Genomic DNA, 16,488 nt, shown 5'->3' with positions numbered 1-16,488 from the left:
TGGCCTTGGCCGGAACGGCCCTCGCAGTTAGCCGCATTTCTTGGCCGTTAATTGCGTTATAGATCATCGACAAGCCCGAAGGCGTAAGCCACGCCAGCCTTCACCTCTCCCGCAGCCGCCGCCAGAGCGTGGTGGCACTGATACCCAGTTGCGCGCAGGCGGCGGCGCGATTGCCGCCGCATTCGGCCAGCACGCGGCGGATATGCTCGGCCTGGCTTGCCTTGGCTACCCCGGCAAGAGACTGGGCAACAACCACACCGGGCAGCCCTGCTCCGCCGGGCTCAGGGATTTCCACGGCGGCTGGCGGCAGGACGGCCATGTCGTGTCCGGAAAACAGCTCCGGCACGGCCGCCTGCAATTCGCGCTGCAGGGCCGCCGGGGCCAGGTCTGTTCCGGCGACGAGCACGGCAATGCGTTCTGTCACGTTTTCCAGTTCGCGGATATTGCCGGGCCAGACGTAGCGCGCCAGGCGTCCGCGCACCACATCGGGCAATGGCTGCGGCGCGTCGATGCCAAGCCGTTCCTGGGCGCGCCGGTACAGCAGCGTGGCAAGCGCTGCCAGGTCGGCCGCGCGCTCGCGCAGTGGCGGCATTTCGATGCGAAGGATATTGAGCCGGTAGTACAGGTCCTGGCGGAACGTCCCTTCGCGCACCAGGGCGGCCAGGTCCCGGTGCGTGGCGGCGATCACGCGGACGTTGACCGGCACTGCTTCCAGCCCGCCAATCGGCAGCACCTGCTTTTCCTGCAACACGCGCAGCAGCCGCGTTTGCAGGGCTGGCGGCATGTCACCCACTTCATCCAGGAACAGCGTGCCGTTGTGGGCCGATTCGAACAGGCCGGCCTTGCCGCCACGCCGGGCGCCCGTGAACGCGCCTTCCTCGTAGCCGAACAGTTCGGATTCGAGCAGCGCCTCCGGAAACGCCGCGCAGTTGACGGCGACAAACGGGAACGCGCGGCGCGGGCTGGCATCGTGCATGCCCTGCGCCAGCACCTCCTTGCCGGTGCCGCTTTCACCGCTGACCAGTACGGTGGAATCCACCAGCGCGTAGCGGCGCGCCAGCGCACGCAGGTCGCTCATGGCCGGGGAATCGCCAGCCAGGTCGTCCAGGCTGTAGCGCACGCCTGCCGCACGCGCCCGCGTGCGCGAGCGCAGGTTGCGGTCGGCGCGATGAATGGCATTGGCATCCTGGATCGTCAGCACTGCGCCGGACGTGCCAGCCTCGCCGACGATCGGGATGCGGTTCACCACCACCATCCGGTCGCCCAGCCGGTGGATCGCCTCCAGTTCGCGTGCCCCGCTCTGCATCACGCCATCCAGCGACAGGCCCGGCGCCAGCGTCGACAGCTTGCGCCCCACGGCCGCGCCGGCCGGCGTGCCCAGAAATCGCTCCATGGCCGGATTGAACGCCTGGACCCGCCCCTCGGCGTCGACAGCCGCCACCCCTTCGTTCAGGTGGGCCAGGATTGCGTTGACGTAGTCGCGCCGCGTGGATTCGATACGGCGCAGCCGCGCGGCCTCGATCGCATCTTCCAGCGCCAGGCGCACGGCATTGCCCGAATACAGGAACACCCCCATCAGCCCGTACTTGTCGGCCAGATCGGTCACCATGCCGGGCCCCACCACCACGCGGATGCCTTCCTCCTTGAGCGCCCGCACACGCGCCGTGGCGTCGTCTTCGGTCAGGTAGGTATAGCGCGGGATATCGAGCCCGAACGCGCCCACGAACTCATCCACCTCGGCATAGGTGGAGGCATGCGTGACCAGCGCCACCTTGGGCGAAATACGGCGCGCCGTCGCCAGCGCGCTCATGACGTCGAAGCCGGTGACCTTGACCAGCACCACCGGCACGTCCACATGCTGGCGCAGGTAGGCACCGTTGGAGCCGCCGGCCACCACCACGTCGACACGATTCTCGCGGGCCTCGCGATTGATGGCGCTGGCCGCCGACTCGAACGCCCGGCCGACGATGCGGAATTCCGCGCGGGCCGCGTAAGCCGGAATCAGGTCGGCAAAGGCGCGTGACAGGCGGCTGATACCCATCGCCCAGATGCGCGGGCGGGCGCCGGGAACGGCCGGGGAAGCCGGGTTGAGCGGGATCGGGGTGGGCAGCGATGACATGGCGGCGGGCACGATGAAGCGATCTGCCGATTGTGCGCGCACGGCCGATGCATTTCAACTTTGAAATGCACGCATTTCACGGCTGCAACCCATTTCATCCGTTTTGTGATGCCGGATGCTTGCCGCGTGGATGCCGAATGTGCGTCGGCATCACCTAACCCACTGAGCCATAAGGGTTTCTGCCTACCGGAATGGCGTGCGCGCTACGCCCGGGCCCGGTTCAGGCCCGCTGGCACACCCCTTGCGCTATAGAGCCGCCCCTGCCCCCGAAGCAGGATTGAACCAACAAGAGATTCCAGCCATGACTTTTTCCGCCAACGAACTTGCCCGCTCCGCGGGTGCCCGCTTCCGCCAGGCCCTGATCGACGAGACCCCGCTGCAGATCCCGGGCACGATCAACGCCAACCATGCGCTGCTGGCAAAGCGCGCCGGGTATCGCGCGATCTATCTGTCGGGTGGCGGCGTGGCCGCAGGCTCGCTGGGCCTGCCCGACCTGGGCATCTCGAACCTTGACGATGTGCTGACCGATATCCGCCGCATTACCGATGTCTGCGACACGCCACTGCTGGTGGACGTTGACACCGGGTTCGGCTCGTCGGCCTTCAACGTGGCACGCACCACGCGCTCGCTGATCAAGTTTGGCGCCGCCGCCATGCATATCGAGGACCAGGTTGGCGCCAAGCGCTGCGGCCATCGCCCGAACAAGGAAATCGTCGGCCGCGACGAGATGGTGGACCGCATCAAGGCCGCCGTCGACGCGCGTACCGACGAGAACTTCGTCATCATGGCCCGCACCGATGCGCTGGCCGTCGAAGGCCTGGACGCCGCCATCGAGCGCGCCGTGGCCTGCGCCGAAGCCGGCGCCGACGCCATCTTCCCGGAAGCCATGACCGACCTGAACATGTATGCCAAGTTCGTCGACGCCGTGAAGGTGCCGGTGCTGGCCAACCTGACCGAGTTTGGCGCCACCCCGTATTTCACGCTCGACGACCTGCGCAGCGTGGGCGTTGCCATGGCGCTGTACCCGCTGTCGGCCTTCCGTGCCGCCAACAAGGCCGCCGAAAACGTCTTTGCGGCCATCCGCCGCGACGGTACGCAGAAAAACGTGGTGGACACCATGCAAACGCGTGCCGAACTCTACGAGCGGATCGACTACCATGCCTACGAGCAGAAGCTCGACGCGCTGTTCGCGCAAGGCAAGGCCCGGTAACGATCACGCACACGTTCGCGCTATTCTTTGCGATGCGGTCTGTTGCGCTGCAATAGGACACCCCACCATGGCTGCTCGCACCCCAAACACTCGAAATCGAATCAAGGAGACCCAGATGTCCGAAGCTCAACCGCTGGCCACGCCGAAGCCCAAGAAGTCCGTTGCCCTGTCGGGCGTTGCCGCCGGCAACACCGCCCTGTGCACCGTTGGCCGTAGCGGGAACGATCTCCACTATCGCGGCTACGACATCCTCGACATCGCCGACACGTGCGAATTCGAGGAAATCGCCCACCTGCTGGTGCACGGCAAGCTGCCGAACAAGGCCGAACTGGCCGCCTACAAGATCAAGCTGAAGGCCCTGCGCGGCCTGCCGGCCAACGTCAAGGCCGCCCTGGAATGGGTGCCGGCCAGCGCCCACCCGATGGACGTGATGCGCACCGGCGTCTCCGTGCTGGGCACGGTGCTGCCCGAGAAGGACGACCACAACACCCCGGGCGCGCGCGATATCGCCGACCGCCTGATGGCGAGCCTGGGTTCGATGCTGCTGTACTGGTACCACTACAGCCACAACGGCCGCCGCATCGAGGTGGAAACCGACGACGAATCGATTGCCGCGCACTTCCTGCACCTGCTGCACGGCGAAGCCCCCAGCAAGCTGTGGGAGCGCGCGATGCAGACGTCGCTGATCCTGTACGCAGAGCACGAATTCAACGCGTCGACGTTTGCCTGCCGCGTGGTGGCCGGCACGGGTTCGGACATGTACTCGGCCATCTGCGGCGGCATCGGCGCGCTGCGCGGCCCGAAGCACGGCGGTGCCAATGAAGTGGCGTTCGAGATCCAGAAGCGCTACGACACCCCGGACGAGGCCGAGGCCGACATCCGCCGTCGCGTGGAAAACAAGGAAGTGGTGATCGGTTTCGGCCACCCGGTGTACACGATCTCCGACCCGCGCAACGTGGTGATCAAGGAAGTGGCCCGCAAGCTGTCGAAGGACGCCGGTTCGATGAAGATGTTCAACATCGCCGAGCGCCTGGAAACGGTCATGGCCGACGCCAAGAAGATGTTCCCGAACCTGGACTGGTTCAGCGCCGTGAGCTACCACATGATGGGCGTGCCCACCGCGATGTTCACGCCGCTGTTCGTGATCGCCCGCACGTCGGGCTGGGCCGCGCATGTGATCGAGCAACGGATCGACAACAAGATCATCCGTCCGACGGCCAACTACACCGGCCCGGAGAACCTGAAGTTCGTGCCGATCGAAAAGCGCGCCTGATTTACCGCAACAACAACAGTGCCGCCACCCGGCCCGGCCATCCGCCGGGCGGTGGCAGGCACGCAAAGTCCTCACGTCGCCATGAATACTGCCTTCCGCAAGCCGCTGCCCGGGACCAGGCTCGATTACTTCGACGCCCGCGCCGCCGTCAATGACATCTCCCCGGGCGCCTGGGACAAACTGCCGTACACGTCGCGCGTGCTGGCCGAAAACCTGGTGCGCCGCTGTGACCCCGCCACGCTGACCGATTCGCTCAAGCAGCTTGTCGAGCGCAAGCGTGACCTCGATTTCCCGTGGTTCCCGGCCCGGGTGGTCTGCCACGACATCCTGGGCCAGACCGCGCTGGTGGATCTGGCCGGCCTGCGCGACGCCATCGCCGACCAGGGCGGCGACCCCGCCAAGGTCAATCCGGTGGTGCCGGTGCAGCTGATCGTCGACCACTCGCTGGCCGTGGAATGTGGCGGCTTTGATCCCGACGCGTTCAAGAAGAACCGCGCCATCGAGGATCGCCGCAACGAAGACCGCTTCGATTTCATCAACTGGACCAAGAAGGCGTTCCGCAACGTCGACGTGATCCCGCCGGGCAACGGCATCATGCACCAGATCAATCTGGAGAAGATGTCGCCCGTGATCCATGCCGACCATGGCGTGGCCTACCCCGACACCTGCGTGGGCACCGACAGCCACACGCCGCACGTTGACGCGCTAGGCGTGATCGCCATCGGCGTGGGCGGCCTGGAAGCCGAGAACGTGATGCTGGGCCGCGCGTCGTGGATGCGCCTGCCGGACATCGTCGGCGTGGAACTGACCGGCCGCCGCCAGCCCGGCATCACGGCCACCGACATCGTGCTGGCCCTGACCGAATTCCTGCGCAAGGAAAAGGTCGTTGGCGCCTATCTGGAATTCCGCGGCGAAGGCGCGTCGAGCCTGACGCTGGGCGACCGCGCCACGATCTCGAACATGGCCCCCGAGTACGGCGCCACGGCCGCGATGTTCTTCATCGACGAGCAGACCACCGAATACCTGCGCCTGACCGGCCGCGACGAAGCCCAGGTGCAACTGGTGGAAACGTACGCGAAGACCGCCGGCCTGTGGGCCGATGCGCTGAAGACGGCCGAATACGAGCGCGTGCTGTCGTTCGACCTGTCGTCGGTGGTCCGCAACATGGCCGGCCCGTCGAACCCGCACAAGCGTCTGCCCACGTCGGACCTGGCCGCGCGCGGCATTGCCGGCAAGTGGGAGGAAACGCCGGGCCAGATGCCCGACGGCGCGGTCATCATCGCCGCCATCACAAGCTGCACCAACACCAGCAACCCGCGCAACGTGATTGCCGCCGCGCTGCTGGCCCGCAATGCCAACGCACGCGGCCTGACGCGCAAGCCGTGGGTCAAGTCGTCGCTGGCGCCGGGATCGAAGGCCGTGGAGCTGTACCTGGAAGAAGCCAACCTGCTGCCCGACCTGGAAAAGCTCGGTTTCGGTATCGTGGCGTTCGCCTGCACGACCTGCAACGGCATGTCGGGCGCACTGGACCCGAAGATCCAGCAGGAGATCATCGACCGCGACCTGTACGCGACGGCCGTGCTGTCCGGCAACCGCAACTTCGACGGCCGGATCCACCCGTACGCCAAGCAGGCGTTCCTGGCATCGCCCCCGCTGGTGGTGGCCTACGCCATCGCCGGCACCATCCGCTTCGATATCGAGCAGGACGTGCTGGGCACGGACGCCAGCGGCAAGCCGGTGTACCTGAAGGACATCTGGCCGAGCGACGAGGAAATCGACGCGATCGTCAGGCAGAGCGTGAAGCCCGAGCAGTTCCGCAAGGTCTACGAGCCGATGTTCGCGGTGCACGCCGAGAACGATACGTCGATCGACCCGCTGTACGACTGGCGCCCGCAGAGCACGTATATCCGCCGTCCGCCGTACTGGGAAGGCGCGCTGGCCGGCGAGCGCACGCTGCGCGGCATGCGCGCGCTGGCGGTGCTGGGTGACAACATCACCACCGACCACCTGTCGCCGTCGAACGCCATCCTGCGCAACAGCGCGGCGGGCGAGTACCTGGCGAAGATGGGCCTGCCCGAGGAAGACTTCAACTCGTACGCCACGCACCGCGGCGACCACCTGACCGCCCAGCGGGCCACGTTCGCCAATCCGACGCTGATCAACGAGATGGCCGTGGTCGACGGCGCGGTGAAGAAGGGTTCGCTGGCGCGCATCGAGCCGGAAGGCAAGGTCGTGCGCATGTGGGAAGCCATCGAGACCTACATGGACCGCAAGCAGCCGCTGATCGTGGTGGCCGGGGCCGACTATGGTCAGGGCTCGTCGCGCGACTGGGCCGCCAAGGGCGTGCGCCTGGCCGGCGTGGAAGCCATCGTGGCCGAAGGCTTCGAGCGCATCCACCGCACCAACCTGATCGGCATGGGCGTGCTGCCGGTGGAGTTCCTCCCCGGCACCAACCGCCTGACGCTGGGCATCGACGGCACCGAGACGTTCGACGTGGTCGGCGAGCGCCGCCCGCGCGCCGAACTGACGCTGGTCATCCACCGCAAGAACGGCGACAAGGTGGAAGTGCCGGTGCTGTGCCGCCTGGACAGCGACGAGGAAGTGTCGATCTATGAGGCCGGCGGCGTGCTGCAACGCTTTGCCCAGGATTTCCTGGAATCGTCGCGCGCGGCAGCCTGACCGCTGATTAGGAAAAATACGATGGCTCACGTACCTCAAATCAAGATTCCCGCCACGTACCTGCGGGGCGGCACCAGCAAGGGTGTGTTTTTCCGGCTGCAGGACCTGCCCGAATCGGCGCAGAAGCCCGGCGACGCGCGCGACCGCCTGCTGATGCGCGTGATCGGCAGCCCCGATCCGTACGGCAAGCAGATCGACGGCATGGGCGCCGCTACGTCGAGCACCAGCAAGACGGTGATCATCTCGAAAAGCTCGCGCCCTGACCACGACGTGGACTATCTGTTCGGCCAGGTATCGATCGACCAGCCGTTCGTTGACTGGAGCGGCAACTGCGGCAACCTGTCGGCGGCCGTGGGCCCGTTCGCGGTCAGCAACGGCTTTATCGAGGCATCGCGGATTCCTGAAAACGGTACCGTGACCGTGAAGATCTGGCAGGCCAATATCGGCAAGACGATCATCGCGCACGTGCCGATCACCAACGGTGCGGTGCAGGAAACCGGTGATTTCGAACTGGATGGCGTGACCTTCCCGGCCGCCGAGGTGCAGCTTGAATTCATGGACCCTGCCGCCGAGGAAGGCGACGATGGCGGTGGCGCGATGTTCCCGACCGGCAACCTCATCGACGACCTGGAAGTACCGGGCGTGGGCACGCTCAAGGCGACCATGATCAATGCCGGCATTCCGACGATCTTTGTCGAGGCCGAGGCCATCGGCTACACCGGCACCGAACTGCAGGAGGCCATCAACGGCGATCCGAAGGCACTGGCGATGTTCGAGACGATCCGGGCCTACGGCGCCAGGCGCATGGGCCTGATCCAGGATATCGACGAGGCGAAGAAGCGCCAGCACACGCCCAAGGTGGCGTTCGTGGCCAGGCCCGCCACCTACACCGCGTCGAGCGGCAAGACCGTGGAGGCTGGCGGCGTGGACCTGCTGGTACGCGCGCTGTCGATGGGCAAGCTGCACCACGCGATGATGGGTACGGCGGCGGTGGCCATTGGCACGGCAGCCGCGGTGCCGGGCACGCTGGTGAACCTGGCGGCCGGTGGCGGCGAGCGTGAAGCCGTGCGCTTCGGGCATCCGTCGGGCACGTTGCGCGTGGGTGCCCAGGCCGCGCTGGTCGACGGCCAGTGGACCGTGCAGAAGGCCATCATGAGCCGCAGCGCGCGCGTGCTGATGGAAGGCTGGGTGCGCGTGCCAGGAGACGCGTTCTGACCGGCCGCGCTGCTGTCAGACCTGTCTGAGGGCCCGTTGGGGTCGCCTTGTGGTCGCCTTGGGGCGGCCTTGGGTTGCGCTCAGACTTCTCTTGAATTGTCGTCACCGGGCGGCATTCTTCCTTGCTGAAGAATGCCGCTTTGTCTTATCTGGCATACGTTTCCGGGTTGCAAGGATTCTGTTGTAGTTGTCGACGCAACATCGACGCGTGGTTATAGTTCTCGCTCCGTTGGCGAACCATTGCGGCTCGCGGCGGCTCGACGAACCAATCAAAAGCGGCCCATGCTGTTTCCACAAGAATCAGCACCGTGCCGACAAGAGGAGAATCATGCAACGACCTGCCAGGCTCACCACCCTTGCCACCCTGCTGCTGTCCGCAGCACTGCTGACCGGCACCGCGCACGCGCAACTGGCCCCTTCGGCCAGCGCCACCGCACCCGCCGGCACCACGGCTGAAGCGCGCAAGGCCAATATCGTCATCATCGGCACCGGCGGCACCATCGCTGGCGCGGGTGCATCGGCCACCAACACCGCGGCCTACCAGTCCGCCGTGGTGCCGGTCGACAAGATCATTGCCTCGGTGCCCGAAATCTCGAAGGTCGCCAACGTCAAGGGCGAACAGATCTTCCAGATCGGCTCCGAGAGCTTCAACAACGAGCGCCTGCTGAAGCTGGGCAAGCGCGTGTCGGAACTGCTCAAGCAGCCCGACGTGGACGGCATCGTCATCACCCATGGCACCGACACGATCGAGGAAACCGCGTACTTCCTGAACCTGACACTCAAGAGCGACAAGCCCGTGGTGGTGGTTGGCTCGATGCGTCCGGGCACGGCGCTGGGCGCCGACGGCGCGCTGAACCTGTACGACGCCGTGCTGGTGGCATCGAACCCGGACTCGAAGGGCAAGGGCACGCTGGTGGTGCTCAACGATGAAATCCACACCGGGCGCGACGTGACCAAGAGCAACACGTTCAAGACCGAGACGTTCCGCTCGCCGTTCGGCCCGCTGGGCTACGTGGTGGAAGGCCGCACGCTGTACTACCGCACGGTGGCCCGCCCGCACACGCTGCAGACCGAGTTCGATATCGACAAGATCGACAAGCTGCCCGAAGTGGCCGTGGTCTACGCCTACGGTAACGTGAATCCGGCCAGCATCGACGCGGCCGTGAAGAACGGCGCCAAGGCCATCGTGTACGCCGCCACCGGCAACGGCAGCGTGGGCGACTACATGGTCGAACCGCTCAAGGCCGCGCAGGCCAGGGGCGTGCAGGTGGTGCGCGCCTCGCGCACCGGCAGCGGCATCGTGGTGCGCAACGCCGAGCAGCCGGACGACAAGTACAACTGGATCGTCACGGACGACCAGTTGCCGCAGAAGGCACGCATCCTGACGGCGCTGGCACTGACCAGGACCAACGACCCGAAGGCACTGCAGCAGATCTTCTGGAAGTATTGATATTGGCCGGTTGATGCAATTGATGCAGGCCCCGGCACCTCCGCGGCCTGCATCAACCGCCTACAGCAAGGCCGTGCTCATCAGCGCCTTGGCGGCGAGCACGGCTTCCCCCTGGCTTTCGGCAAAGACCGACACCTCGGTCACCACCTGGCGCTTGCCCCGGCGCACCACGTCCGCCACGGCACGCAGCGCCGCCGACTTGGCCGGCGCCAGATACTGGATCGACAGCGATCCGGTCGCCCCGCCCTTCACCACCTCCAGATCCACCGCGCTGAACGCCGCCGCCGCGCCAGCCACATCGATCAGCGTGGCAATGACCCCGCCGTGGACCATGTCGCCCACCGTGATGTTGTTCATGCTGAATGGCAGCAGCAACTCCACGTGATCGGGCTCCACCACATCGAAGCGAATCCCCAGCGCACGCGCAACGGGCGACCCGCCCAGCACCGATTCGAGCATGGCGGCATTACGGGGATCGACAGACTTCGTGGACATGGACGGCCTCCCTGGCATTGGCTGGACTGGAATCATGACCCGTCAAGGGTAGATGCCAGGCAAGGGGTCCACAATGACTTCAGGGGTAATTCCCAAGTGCCGAAAGCGCCCGTGGCGGGCGTTTATAATGTGCGGCCAGCCGACAAGTCGGCGCTTTTCCGCAGCCCCCGCTTCATGTCCGCCAACACCCCCGATTCGCTCACTTCGCCTGCCAACTCCGCCGGGGACGAGGCCCAGACGCGCCTGAGCGACCGTCCGGACAGCCCTTGTATCGGCATCTGCTCCACGCTGTTCGACGAGGTTTGCCAGGGCTGCGGCCGTACCGCCGCCGAAGTCAGCAACTGGGTGTTCTATAGCGAGGAAGAAAAGCAGGTGATCTGGGCGCGCATCACGCGCGAAGCCACGGCGTGGCGATTCCGCCAGGAATAGCGTGCGGGCGCCTCAGCCTCCGGCCAGGCGCCTTTCCATATCCTCGACGACATGGTTCGCCAGGCGCTGGCGGGCCAGCTTGCGCCAGCTTTCCGCCAGGACGGGCAGTTCGGCCATGTCGGCCAGCGCGTCCATATTGAGCCGGTCCACGTAGAGCACGTGCAGCAGCCGCTGCAGGCTCCAGTTCGGATAAGGGCGGGCCACCAGCACCAGGTGATCGCCGGCAGCGACCTCGCCTTCCTCGATCACGCGGTAATACCAGCCCGTGCGGCCACTGCCCTGCACGGCGCGCGACATGCCCGCAAACCCGAAGCGGTGATTCAGTTTCCAGCAAGGCTGGCGTGCCTGCGACACTTCCACCAGTGCCGTGCCCATCTGGAAACGGTCGCCGATGCACACATCGGCTTCCGTCAAACCCGTAGTGCTCAGGTTTTCGCCAAATGCGCCCGCATGGTCAAGCGCGCCCGGAGGGCCGCCCTGCTCGACCAGTTCACTGCGCCAGCCGGCATAGTGGTCGCGCGGATAGTGGTGGATTGCCTTTTCGGGGCCGCCATGGTGTTTCGGGTCGCCCTGTTCGTCGATGTCGAGTCCGACGGTGGTGACACGCACCGGCCCGTCAACCGCCGTCTTGTCGATCCCGCTCGGCACACCCTTGGGCCCGAATGGGCGGACCCGGCCCGCCAGCAGCGTATCGATCCGCACGTCGACGTGGGGCATCCCATTGGCGTTCACAGTCCCGCTTCCTCCATCCATCGCGCAAACATCAGCTCGCCGGCACTGGCGACGGTGGCGCCAATCTCGGCCGTGCGGCGGCGAATCGTGCGGGGGTCGATGCCGGCCTTGGCCAGTTCCACGGTATGTCCGATCAGCCAGGTCTCGATGTCGCCAGGTTTCACTTCCGGGTGGAATTGCAGCGCCAGTACGTGCTTGCCGATGGCGTAGGCCTGGTTCGGCGTGGCCGCCGTGGAGGCCAGCAGTTCGGCGCCTTCGGGCAGGTCGAAAGTATCGCCGTGCCAGTGCAGGACTTCCCAGTCAGCATTGGCGAGCACCGCCAGCGGCGAGCGCCGGCCGGCGTCGGTCGCCTGGATCTGTCCCCAGCCGATTTCCCGCGTGCCCGGATAGACGCGCGCCCCCGATGCCGCGGCAATCAGCTGGGCGCCCAGGCAGGCACCAATCATCGGAAGCTCGTCGTCCAGACGCTGGCGGATCACGCCGATCTCTGCCTCCAGCCACGGATAGGACTCGGTCTCGTAGACGCCAATGGGGCCGCCCAGCACCACCAGCAGGTCGGCCGGGTCGGTCTGCACCAGCGTCAGGTCGTCCACGCCAGCCTGATAAATGCGGATGTCATGGCCGCGATCGCGCGCCACATCGGCAATCACGCCCGCATGCTCGAAGGCAACGTGCTGGATGACATCGGTCCGAAACTGGCGCCTGGGCTCGCTCATCGACTGACACTCCTGCTGGAAAATGTGGCTCGGATTTGAATTCGGCCCCATACGATACCGCACTGCATCATTACTTGTCTTTCGCGGGCTGCAGGACCAGCGTGTCGAAGGTGTCGCCACCCGGGTTGCGCCGGTGCGCGCCAATCGTGATGTACTGCACGGCCGCCCATTTGTCGGTCCAGTCGCGGTAGTGCGACGACAGCGCAATGCCAGATTGCCCGGTCGACGACATGAAGCGCGAATCGGACAGGTCGGACAGGTCGTAGATCGCACGCAGGCTGGCCGCATGGGTGCTCTCGAACGGCGCCGCCTCGTCGCGCAGGTTATGCCGGCCAACGTCCACGGTGTAGGTATCGCCGCCGGTACGCACGCGAATGTTGAACAGGTTGGCCAGGTACGGCACCTTGCCGAACGGCTTGTGCTCGGAGCGCGCTGCATGGGCCTTGCCCCAGCGCCATTTGGCCGGATCGTCTCCGTAGCGCTGGTCCAGATCGGCAATGGCACGCTGCCAGGCCAGGCCGATGGTGACCGCGCAGGTTTCGCGCGCGGTGGTACGCGCGTTGTCGCACCAGAACGCCCCGAGCCCCTTCGGATCGCGCATCGCATTGAGCATCGGCAGCTGCACGTTACGTTGATCCCAGAGGCTGTTGAACATCGGATCGCCGACCTTGTCCTCGAACAGCAGACGCGACAGTTCGCGCAGCCAGGCCGTCACCACCAGCGGCTCGGCGCGGTCGGCAGCCATGGTGCCGTCCCACTTGCGCAGCGCGTCGAACAGCCGGCGTTCGCGCTCGGGGCGCGCGGCATCGCTGGCCACGGGCGCGGCCAGCAGCAGCGGCAAGGCGTCGCGCACGGCCAGCGACACCACGTCCTTCTGGATGGTGCCGAAAGTTTCCGGCGTATGGCGCGGTTCGGCTTCCAGCAGCGTCTGGATGCGCTGGGCGCGATACGGCACGCTCCATTCGCTGGTGATATAGAACGGATAGTCGTTGTCGACGATCTTCTGGTTCGCCGTGACGATCATCCCCGACGGCGGATTGAAGCGTTGCGGCAGCTGGTCGAAGGGGATGAAGCCCTGCCAGTCGTAGCGCGCGTCCCAGCCCGGCGCGGGGGCCAGCCCCATCAGGTCGTTGTCGGCCCGGCGAATCGGCACCAGCCCCGGCGCGATATAGCCGATATTGCCATCCACATCGGCGTAGACCATGTTCTGCTGCGGGGAATGGAATTCCCGCAACGCGGCGACAAAGCTCTTCCAGTCGGTAGCCATGCCCATCTTCAGGCTGGCCTGGAAGGTCCGGTCGTCCGGCCGCAACGCCGTCCACTGGAGCGACACCACGTACTGCGCGCCCAGCGGCCTGGCCGCCGCGCTGATCGGCTCGGCCACGTCCGACATGACCGGCCCATGTCGCGTTGTCCGGACATTGAGCGTCAGGTCGTCCTGCCCCTTGATCCTGATGACTTCCTTGCGCGTCTCGAATTCGGCCCAGCCATCCGGGGTCTGGTAGCGGTTGGGGTTCGCAGGATCGATCCGTTCGATATACAGGTCCTGCACATCGGGTGCCGTATTGGTAAAGCCCCACGCGATACGCTTGTTATGGCCCAGCACAACCAGCGGCGCGCCGGGCAGCGTGGCCCCGGTCAGATCCAGCCCCGGTGCCTGCAGGTGCGCGAAATACCAGAGCCCGGGCGCCTGCAGCCCCAGGTGCGGATCGTTGGCCAGCAACGGCTTGCCGCTGCGCGTGTGCGCGCCCGACACCACCCAGTTGTTCGATCCCATCCCGTCGACATACCCGGCCGGCGCGCGCTCCGACACCTGCGCCATGGCGGTCGCCACGGGGGCCAGCTTGCGATAGAAGCTGGCGTAGTCCATCGTCCGCAGCGGCTTGTCACCGGGATACGGTGCCAGGATCTCGGCGATACGCGCCGTGGGCAGTTGCTGGGCCAGCCCCATGCGCAGCACTTCCTGCCGCCAGTTGCCGCCCAGGTCCCAGGCCATCATGGTCTGCCAGCCCAGCGTGTCGGCCGGTTCCCAGTGTTCGGGCTTCGTGCCGAGGATCAGGAATTCGGGGGGCAGCGCCGCCTTGCGGGTGTCGATATAGGCGTTGACGCCGTCGGCATAGGCCTGCAGCACGGCGCGCGTCTCCGGCGGGGTCTGCGCCAGCACGGCTTCAGCGTTGCGGCGCACGCCCATCGTGCGCAGGAAGCGGTCGGTATCGAGCGCGCTCGGCCCCAGTATTTCGGCCAGCCGGCCGGCCACGATGCGCTTGTTCATCTGCATCTGCCAGAGCCGGTCCTGCGCGTGGACATAGCCCAGCGCATAGTAGGCATCCAGCGCGTTGGTGGCCTGGATATGGGGCACGGCATTGCGGTCGCGCACCACCACCACACGATCGCGCAGCGCGGGCAGGTGCATCGTGCCGGCCGTATCGGGCTGCGAGGCCTGGCGATACCAGATATAGCCGCCGATGGCGCCTGTCAGTCCGATCACCAGGACGCCGGACAGTATCCAGCCCAGCCGTTTGAACCAGCGCATTCGACGTTTCTCCCCGTGGAAAGACGCAAGCATCGCAGATTTCCGCGCAAACAAGAATGCCCGGGCTCGCCGGGCATTGCAGTTGCGTCGGTCGGAAGGCCCGTCAGGCGGGCTTCTTCAGTTGCAGAGACTTGTATTCGAGGAATTCCTCCAGCCCGAACTTGCCGCCTTCACGGCCGTTGCCGGACTGCTTGAAGCCCCCGAACGGGGCGTTCATGTTGAACGGGCCGCCGTTGATATCCACCTGTCCGGTACGGATGCGCCGCGCCACCTTGATGGCGCGGGCTTCGTCGCCAGACCAGACGCCACCGCCCAGGCCATAGATACTGTCGTTGGCGATACGGATGGCGTCGTCCTCGGTGTCATAGCAGATCACCGACAGCACCGGGCCAAAAATCTCTTCCTGGGCGACGGTCGCCTTCGGGTCGACATTGCCCAGCACGGTCGGCTTGACGAAGAAGCCACGGTCGAAACCGGCCGGGTTGTCGGGGCCGCCCGCCACCAGCTCCGCACCCTCTTCCATCCCGCGACGGATGTAGCCGGTCACGCGCTCCTTCTGCACGGCGGAAATCAGCGGTCCCAGGCGCGTGGTATCGGCCAGCGGGTCGCCAACGGTAAAGCCTTCCACCACCTTGGCGGCGATGGCCTTGACCTCGTCATAGCGGCTGCGCGGCACCAGCATGCGGGTGTGCGCCGAGCAGGTCTGGCCCGAATTCAGGAAGCAGGCGCTGATGGTGCCCTTGACGGCCACCGGCAGGTCCGCATCGTCCAGGATCACCGACGCCGACTTGCCGCCCAGTTCCAGCGCCACGCGCTTCACCGTGTGCGCGGCCAGTTCGGACACCCGCTTGCCGGCCCGGGTGGAACCGGTAAACGACACCATGTCGACGTCCCGATGGCTTGCCAGGACCTCGCCCACCACGGGGCCGAAGCCGGTCACCAGGTTGAAGACGCCCGGCGGCAGGCCGGCGGCCTCGATCACCTCGGCCAGCACAAAGGCATTGAGCGGCGCCACTTCCGACGGCTTGAGCACCACGGTGCAGCCGGCCGCCAGCGCCGGCGCCACCTTCAGGGTGATCTGGTTCAATGGGTAGTTCCACGGGGTGATTGCCGCCACCACGCCCACGGGCTCACGCACCACCAGCGAATTGCCCACCTGCTCTTCAAAGGTGAAGCCTTCCAGCAGCGCGGCAGCCTGGCCCCAGTTGTATACCGGCCCCCCCACCTGGATGGCGCGCGCAAGCTTGATCGGCATGCCCACTTCGCCGGCAATCATCTGCGCCAGCTCTTCGGCACGGTCCTTCAGGCCTTCGGCAATCTTGCGGATATAGCGGGCGCGCTCGGCCGGCGGCGTGGCGGCCCAGCCATCGAATGCGGCACGGGCGGCCGCGATGGCATCCTCGGCGTCGCGGGCGTGTCCTTCAGGAATCTTGCCCATGACCGCCTCGGTGGCGGAATGGATCACTTCAATACTGCCGGTGCCGTGGGGAGCCACCCACTTGCCGTTGATAAACAGTTTGTCTCGTTGTTGCATGGCCACAGCCCTCATCAGGTGGATCGGCGATTGCAAAATTTTTGTTACTTTTATGGAGCACCACATTGTAGGCCGGTTTGCGGATTCGAATTTTCATCGCCGC

The 16,488-nt window shown here is 66.1% G+C and carries 12 protein-coding genes; 6 read left to right on the top strand and 6 right to left on the bottom strand.

Going from position 1 to position 16,488, the window contains the following annotated elements; all coding sequences use genetic code 11:
- Positions 1–100 precede the first annotated feature (100 nt).
- Positions 101–2,041: a propionate catabolism operon regulatory protein PrpR gene (prpR, locus tag A9J21_RS10870; RefSeq protein ID WP_066735410.1), complete on the bottom strand. Its 1,941-nt coding sequence runs from the start codon at positions 2,039–2,041 to the stop codon at positions 101–103.
- 379 nt (positions 2,042–2,420) lie between these two features.
- On the opposite strand from prpR, the gene prpB reads away from it, so the two are divergent.
- The 5 genes from prpB (at position 2,421) to A9J21_RS10845 (ending at position 9,946) form a co-directional block, all read left to right on the top strand.
- Positions 2,421–3,329 carry a methylisocitrate lyase gene (gene prpB / locus A9J21_RS10865; RefSeq protein ID WP_066735362.1) on the top strand — a complete coding sequence of 303 codons (909 nt, stop codon included), beginning with the start codon at positions 2,421–2,423 and terminating at the stop codon, positions 3,327–3,329.
- Positions 3,330–3,444: 115 nt separating this feature from the next.
- Positions 3,445–4,602: a 2-methylcitrate synthase gene (gene prpC, locus A9J21_RS10860; protein WP_066735360.1), complete on the top strand. Its 1,158-nt coding sequence runs from the start codon at positions 3,445–3,447 to the stop codon at positions 4,600–4,602.
- 81 nt (positions 4,603–4,683) lie between these two features.
- Positions 4,684–7,281: a Fe/S-dependent 2-methylisocitrate dehydratase AcnD gene (acnD, locus tag A9J21_RS10855; RefSeq protein WP_066735358.1), complete on the top strand. Its 2,598-nt coding sequence runs from the start codon at positions 4,684–4,686 to the stop codon at positions 7,279–7,281.
- Between the two features lie 21 nt (positions 7,282–7,302).
- On the top strand, positions 7,303–8,496 hold the full coding sequence (prpF, locus tag A9J21_RS10850; RefSeq protein WP_066735356.1) for a 2-methylaconitate cis-trans isomerase PrpF: 1,194 nt from the start codon (positions 7,303–7,305) through the stop codon (positions 8,494–8,496).
- 328 nt (positions 8,497–8,824) lie between these two features.
- Positions 8,825–9,946, top strand: a complete 1,122-nt coding sequence (locus A9J21_RS10845; protein ID WP_066735354.1) for an asparaginase — start codon at positions 8,825–8,827, stop codon at positions 9,944–9,946.
- Between the two features lie 60 nt (positions 9,947–10,006).
- Here the strand turns inward: A9J21_RS10845 and A9J21_RS10840 are convergent, their stop codons facing one another.
- Positions 10,007–10,441: a PaaI family thioesterase gene (locus A9J21_RS10840; protein ID WP_156545784.1), complete on the bottom strand. Its 435-nt coding sequence runs from the start codon at positions 10,439–10,441 to the stop codon at positions 10,007–10,009.
- A 174-nt stretch (positions 10,442–10,615) separates the two neighbouring features.
- Here A9J21_RS10840 and A9J21_RS10835 point away from each other — a divergent pair, with 174 nt between their 5' ends.
- A complete protein-coding gene (locus tag A9J21_RS10835; RefSeq protein ID WP_066735350.1) occupies positions 10,616–10,870 on the top strand; it encodes a DUF1289 domain-containing protein in 255 nt (84 codons plus the stop codon).
- A 12-nt stretch (positions 10,871–10,882) separates the two neighbouring features.
- Here the strand turns inward: A9J21_RS10835 and A9J21_RS10830 are convergent, their stop codons facing one another.
- The 4 genes from A9J21_RS10830 to A9J21_RS10815 form a co-directional block, all read right to left on the bottom strand.
- Positions 10,883–11,587, bottom strand: coding sequence for an MOSC domain-containing protein (locus A9J21_RS10830; RefSeq protein ID WP_066735407.1), 705 nt, complete (start codon positions 11,585–11,587; stop codon positions 10,883–10,885).
- 11 nt (positions 11,588–11,598) lie between these two features.
- Positions 11,599–12,318 carry a glutamine amidotransferase gene (locus A9J21_RS10825; protein ID WP_066735347.1) on the bottom strand — a complete coding sequence of 240 codons (720 nt, stop codon included), beginning with the start codon at positions 12,316–12,318 and terminating at the stop codon, positions 11,599–11,601.
- Between the two features lie 70 nt (positions 12,319–12,388).
- Entirely contained in the window at positions 12,389–14,851 is a 2,463-nt protein-coding gene (locus tag A9J21_RS10820) for a penicillin acylase family protein (protein ID WP_066735346.1), read from the bottom strand.
- A gap of 103 nt (positions 14,852–14,954) precedes the next feature.
- Complete coding sequence (locus A9J21_RS10815) at positions 14,955–16,385, bottom strand: aldehyde dehydrogenase family protein (protein WP_066735345.1); 1,431 nt, start codon at positions 16,383–16,385, stop codon at positions 14,955–14,957.
- Positions 16,386–16,488: the final 103 nt, after the last annotated feature.

The sequence above is a fragment of the Cupriavidus sp. D384 genome, assembly GCF_001652915.1.
Taxonomy (GTDB): Bacteria; Pseudomonadota; Gammaproteobacteria; order Burkholderiales; family Burkholderiaceae; genus Cupriavidus.
This window is presented reverse-complemented; position numbering and strand designations above follow the sequence as displayed.

What these genes read in the sequence shown, in the direction of transcription:
- prpR (WP_066735410.1), bottom strand. Translation starts at nt 2,041, where the DNA reads ATGGGTATCAGCCGCCTGTCACGCGCCTTTGCCGACCTGATTCCGGCT.
- prpB (WP_066735362.1), top strand. Translation starts at nt 2,421, where the DNA reads ATGACTTTTTCCGCCAACGAACTTGCCCGCTCCGCGGGTGCCCGCTTC.
- prpC (WP_066735360.1), top strand. Translation starts at nt 3,445, where the DNA reads ATGTCCGAAGCTCAACCGCTGGCCACGCCGAAGCCCAAGAAGTCCGTT.
- acnD (WP_066735358.1), top strand. Translation starts at nt 4,684, where the DNA reads ATGAATACTGCCTTCCGCAAGCCGCTGCCCGGGACCAGGCTCGATTAC.
- prpF (WP_066735356.1), top strand. Translation starts at nt 7,303, where the DNA reads ATGGCTCACGTACCTCAAATCAAGATTCCCGCCACGTACCTGCGGGGC.
- A9J21_RS10845 (WP_066735354.1), top strand. Translation starts at nt 8,825, where the DNA reads ATGCAACGACCTGCCAGGCTCACCACCCTTGCCACCCTGCTGCTGTCC.
- A9J21_RS10840 (WP_156545784.1), bottom strand. Translation starts at nt 10,441, where the DNA reads ATGTCCACGAAGTCTGTCGATCCCCGTAATGCCGCCATGCTCGAATCG.
- A9J21_RS10835 (WP_066735350.1), top strand. Translation starts at nt 10,616, where the DNA reads ATGTCCGCCAACACCCCCGATTCGCTCACTTCGCCTGCCAACTCCGCC.
- A9J21_RS10830 (WP_066735407.1), bottom strand. Translation starts at nt 11,587, where the DNA reads ATGCCCCACGTCGACGTGCGGATCGATACGCTGCTGGCGGGCCGGGTC.
- A9J21_RS10825 (WP_066735347.1), bottom strand. Translation starts at nt 12,318, where the DNA reads ATGAGCGAGCCCAGGCGCCAGTTTCGGACCGATGTCATCCAGCACGTT.
- A9J21_RS10820 (WP_066735346.1), bottom strand. Translation starts at nt 14,851, where the DNA reads ATGCGCTGGTTCAAACGGCTGGGCTGGATACTGTCCGGCGTCCTGGTG.
- A9J21_RS10815 (WP_066735345.1), bottom strand. Translation starts at nt 16,385, where the DNA reads ATGCAACAACGAGACAAACTGTTTATCAACGGCAAGTGGGTGGCTCCC.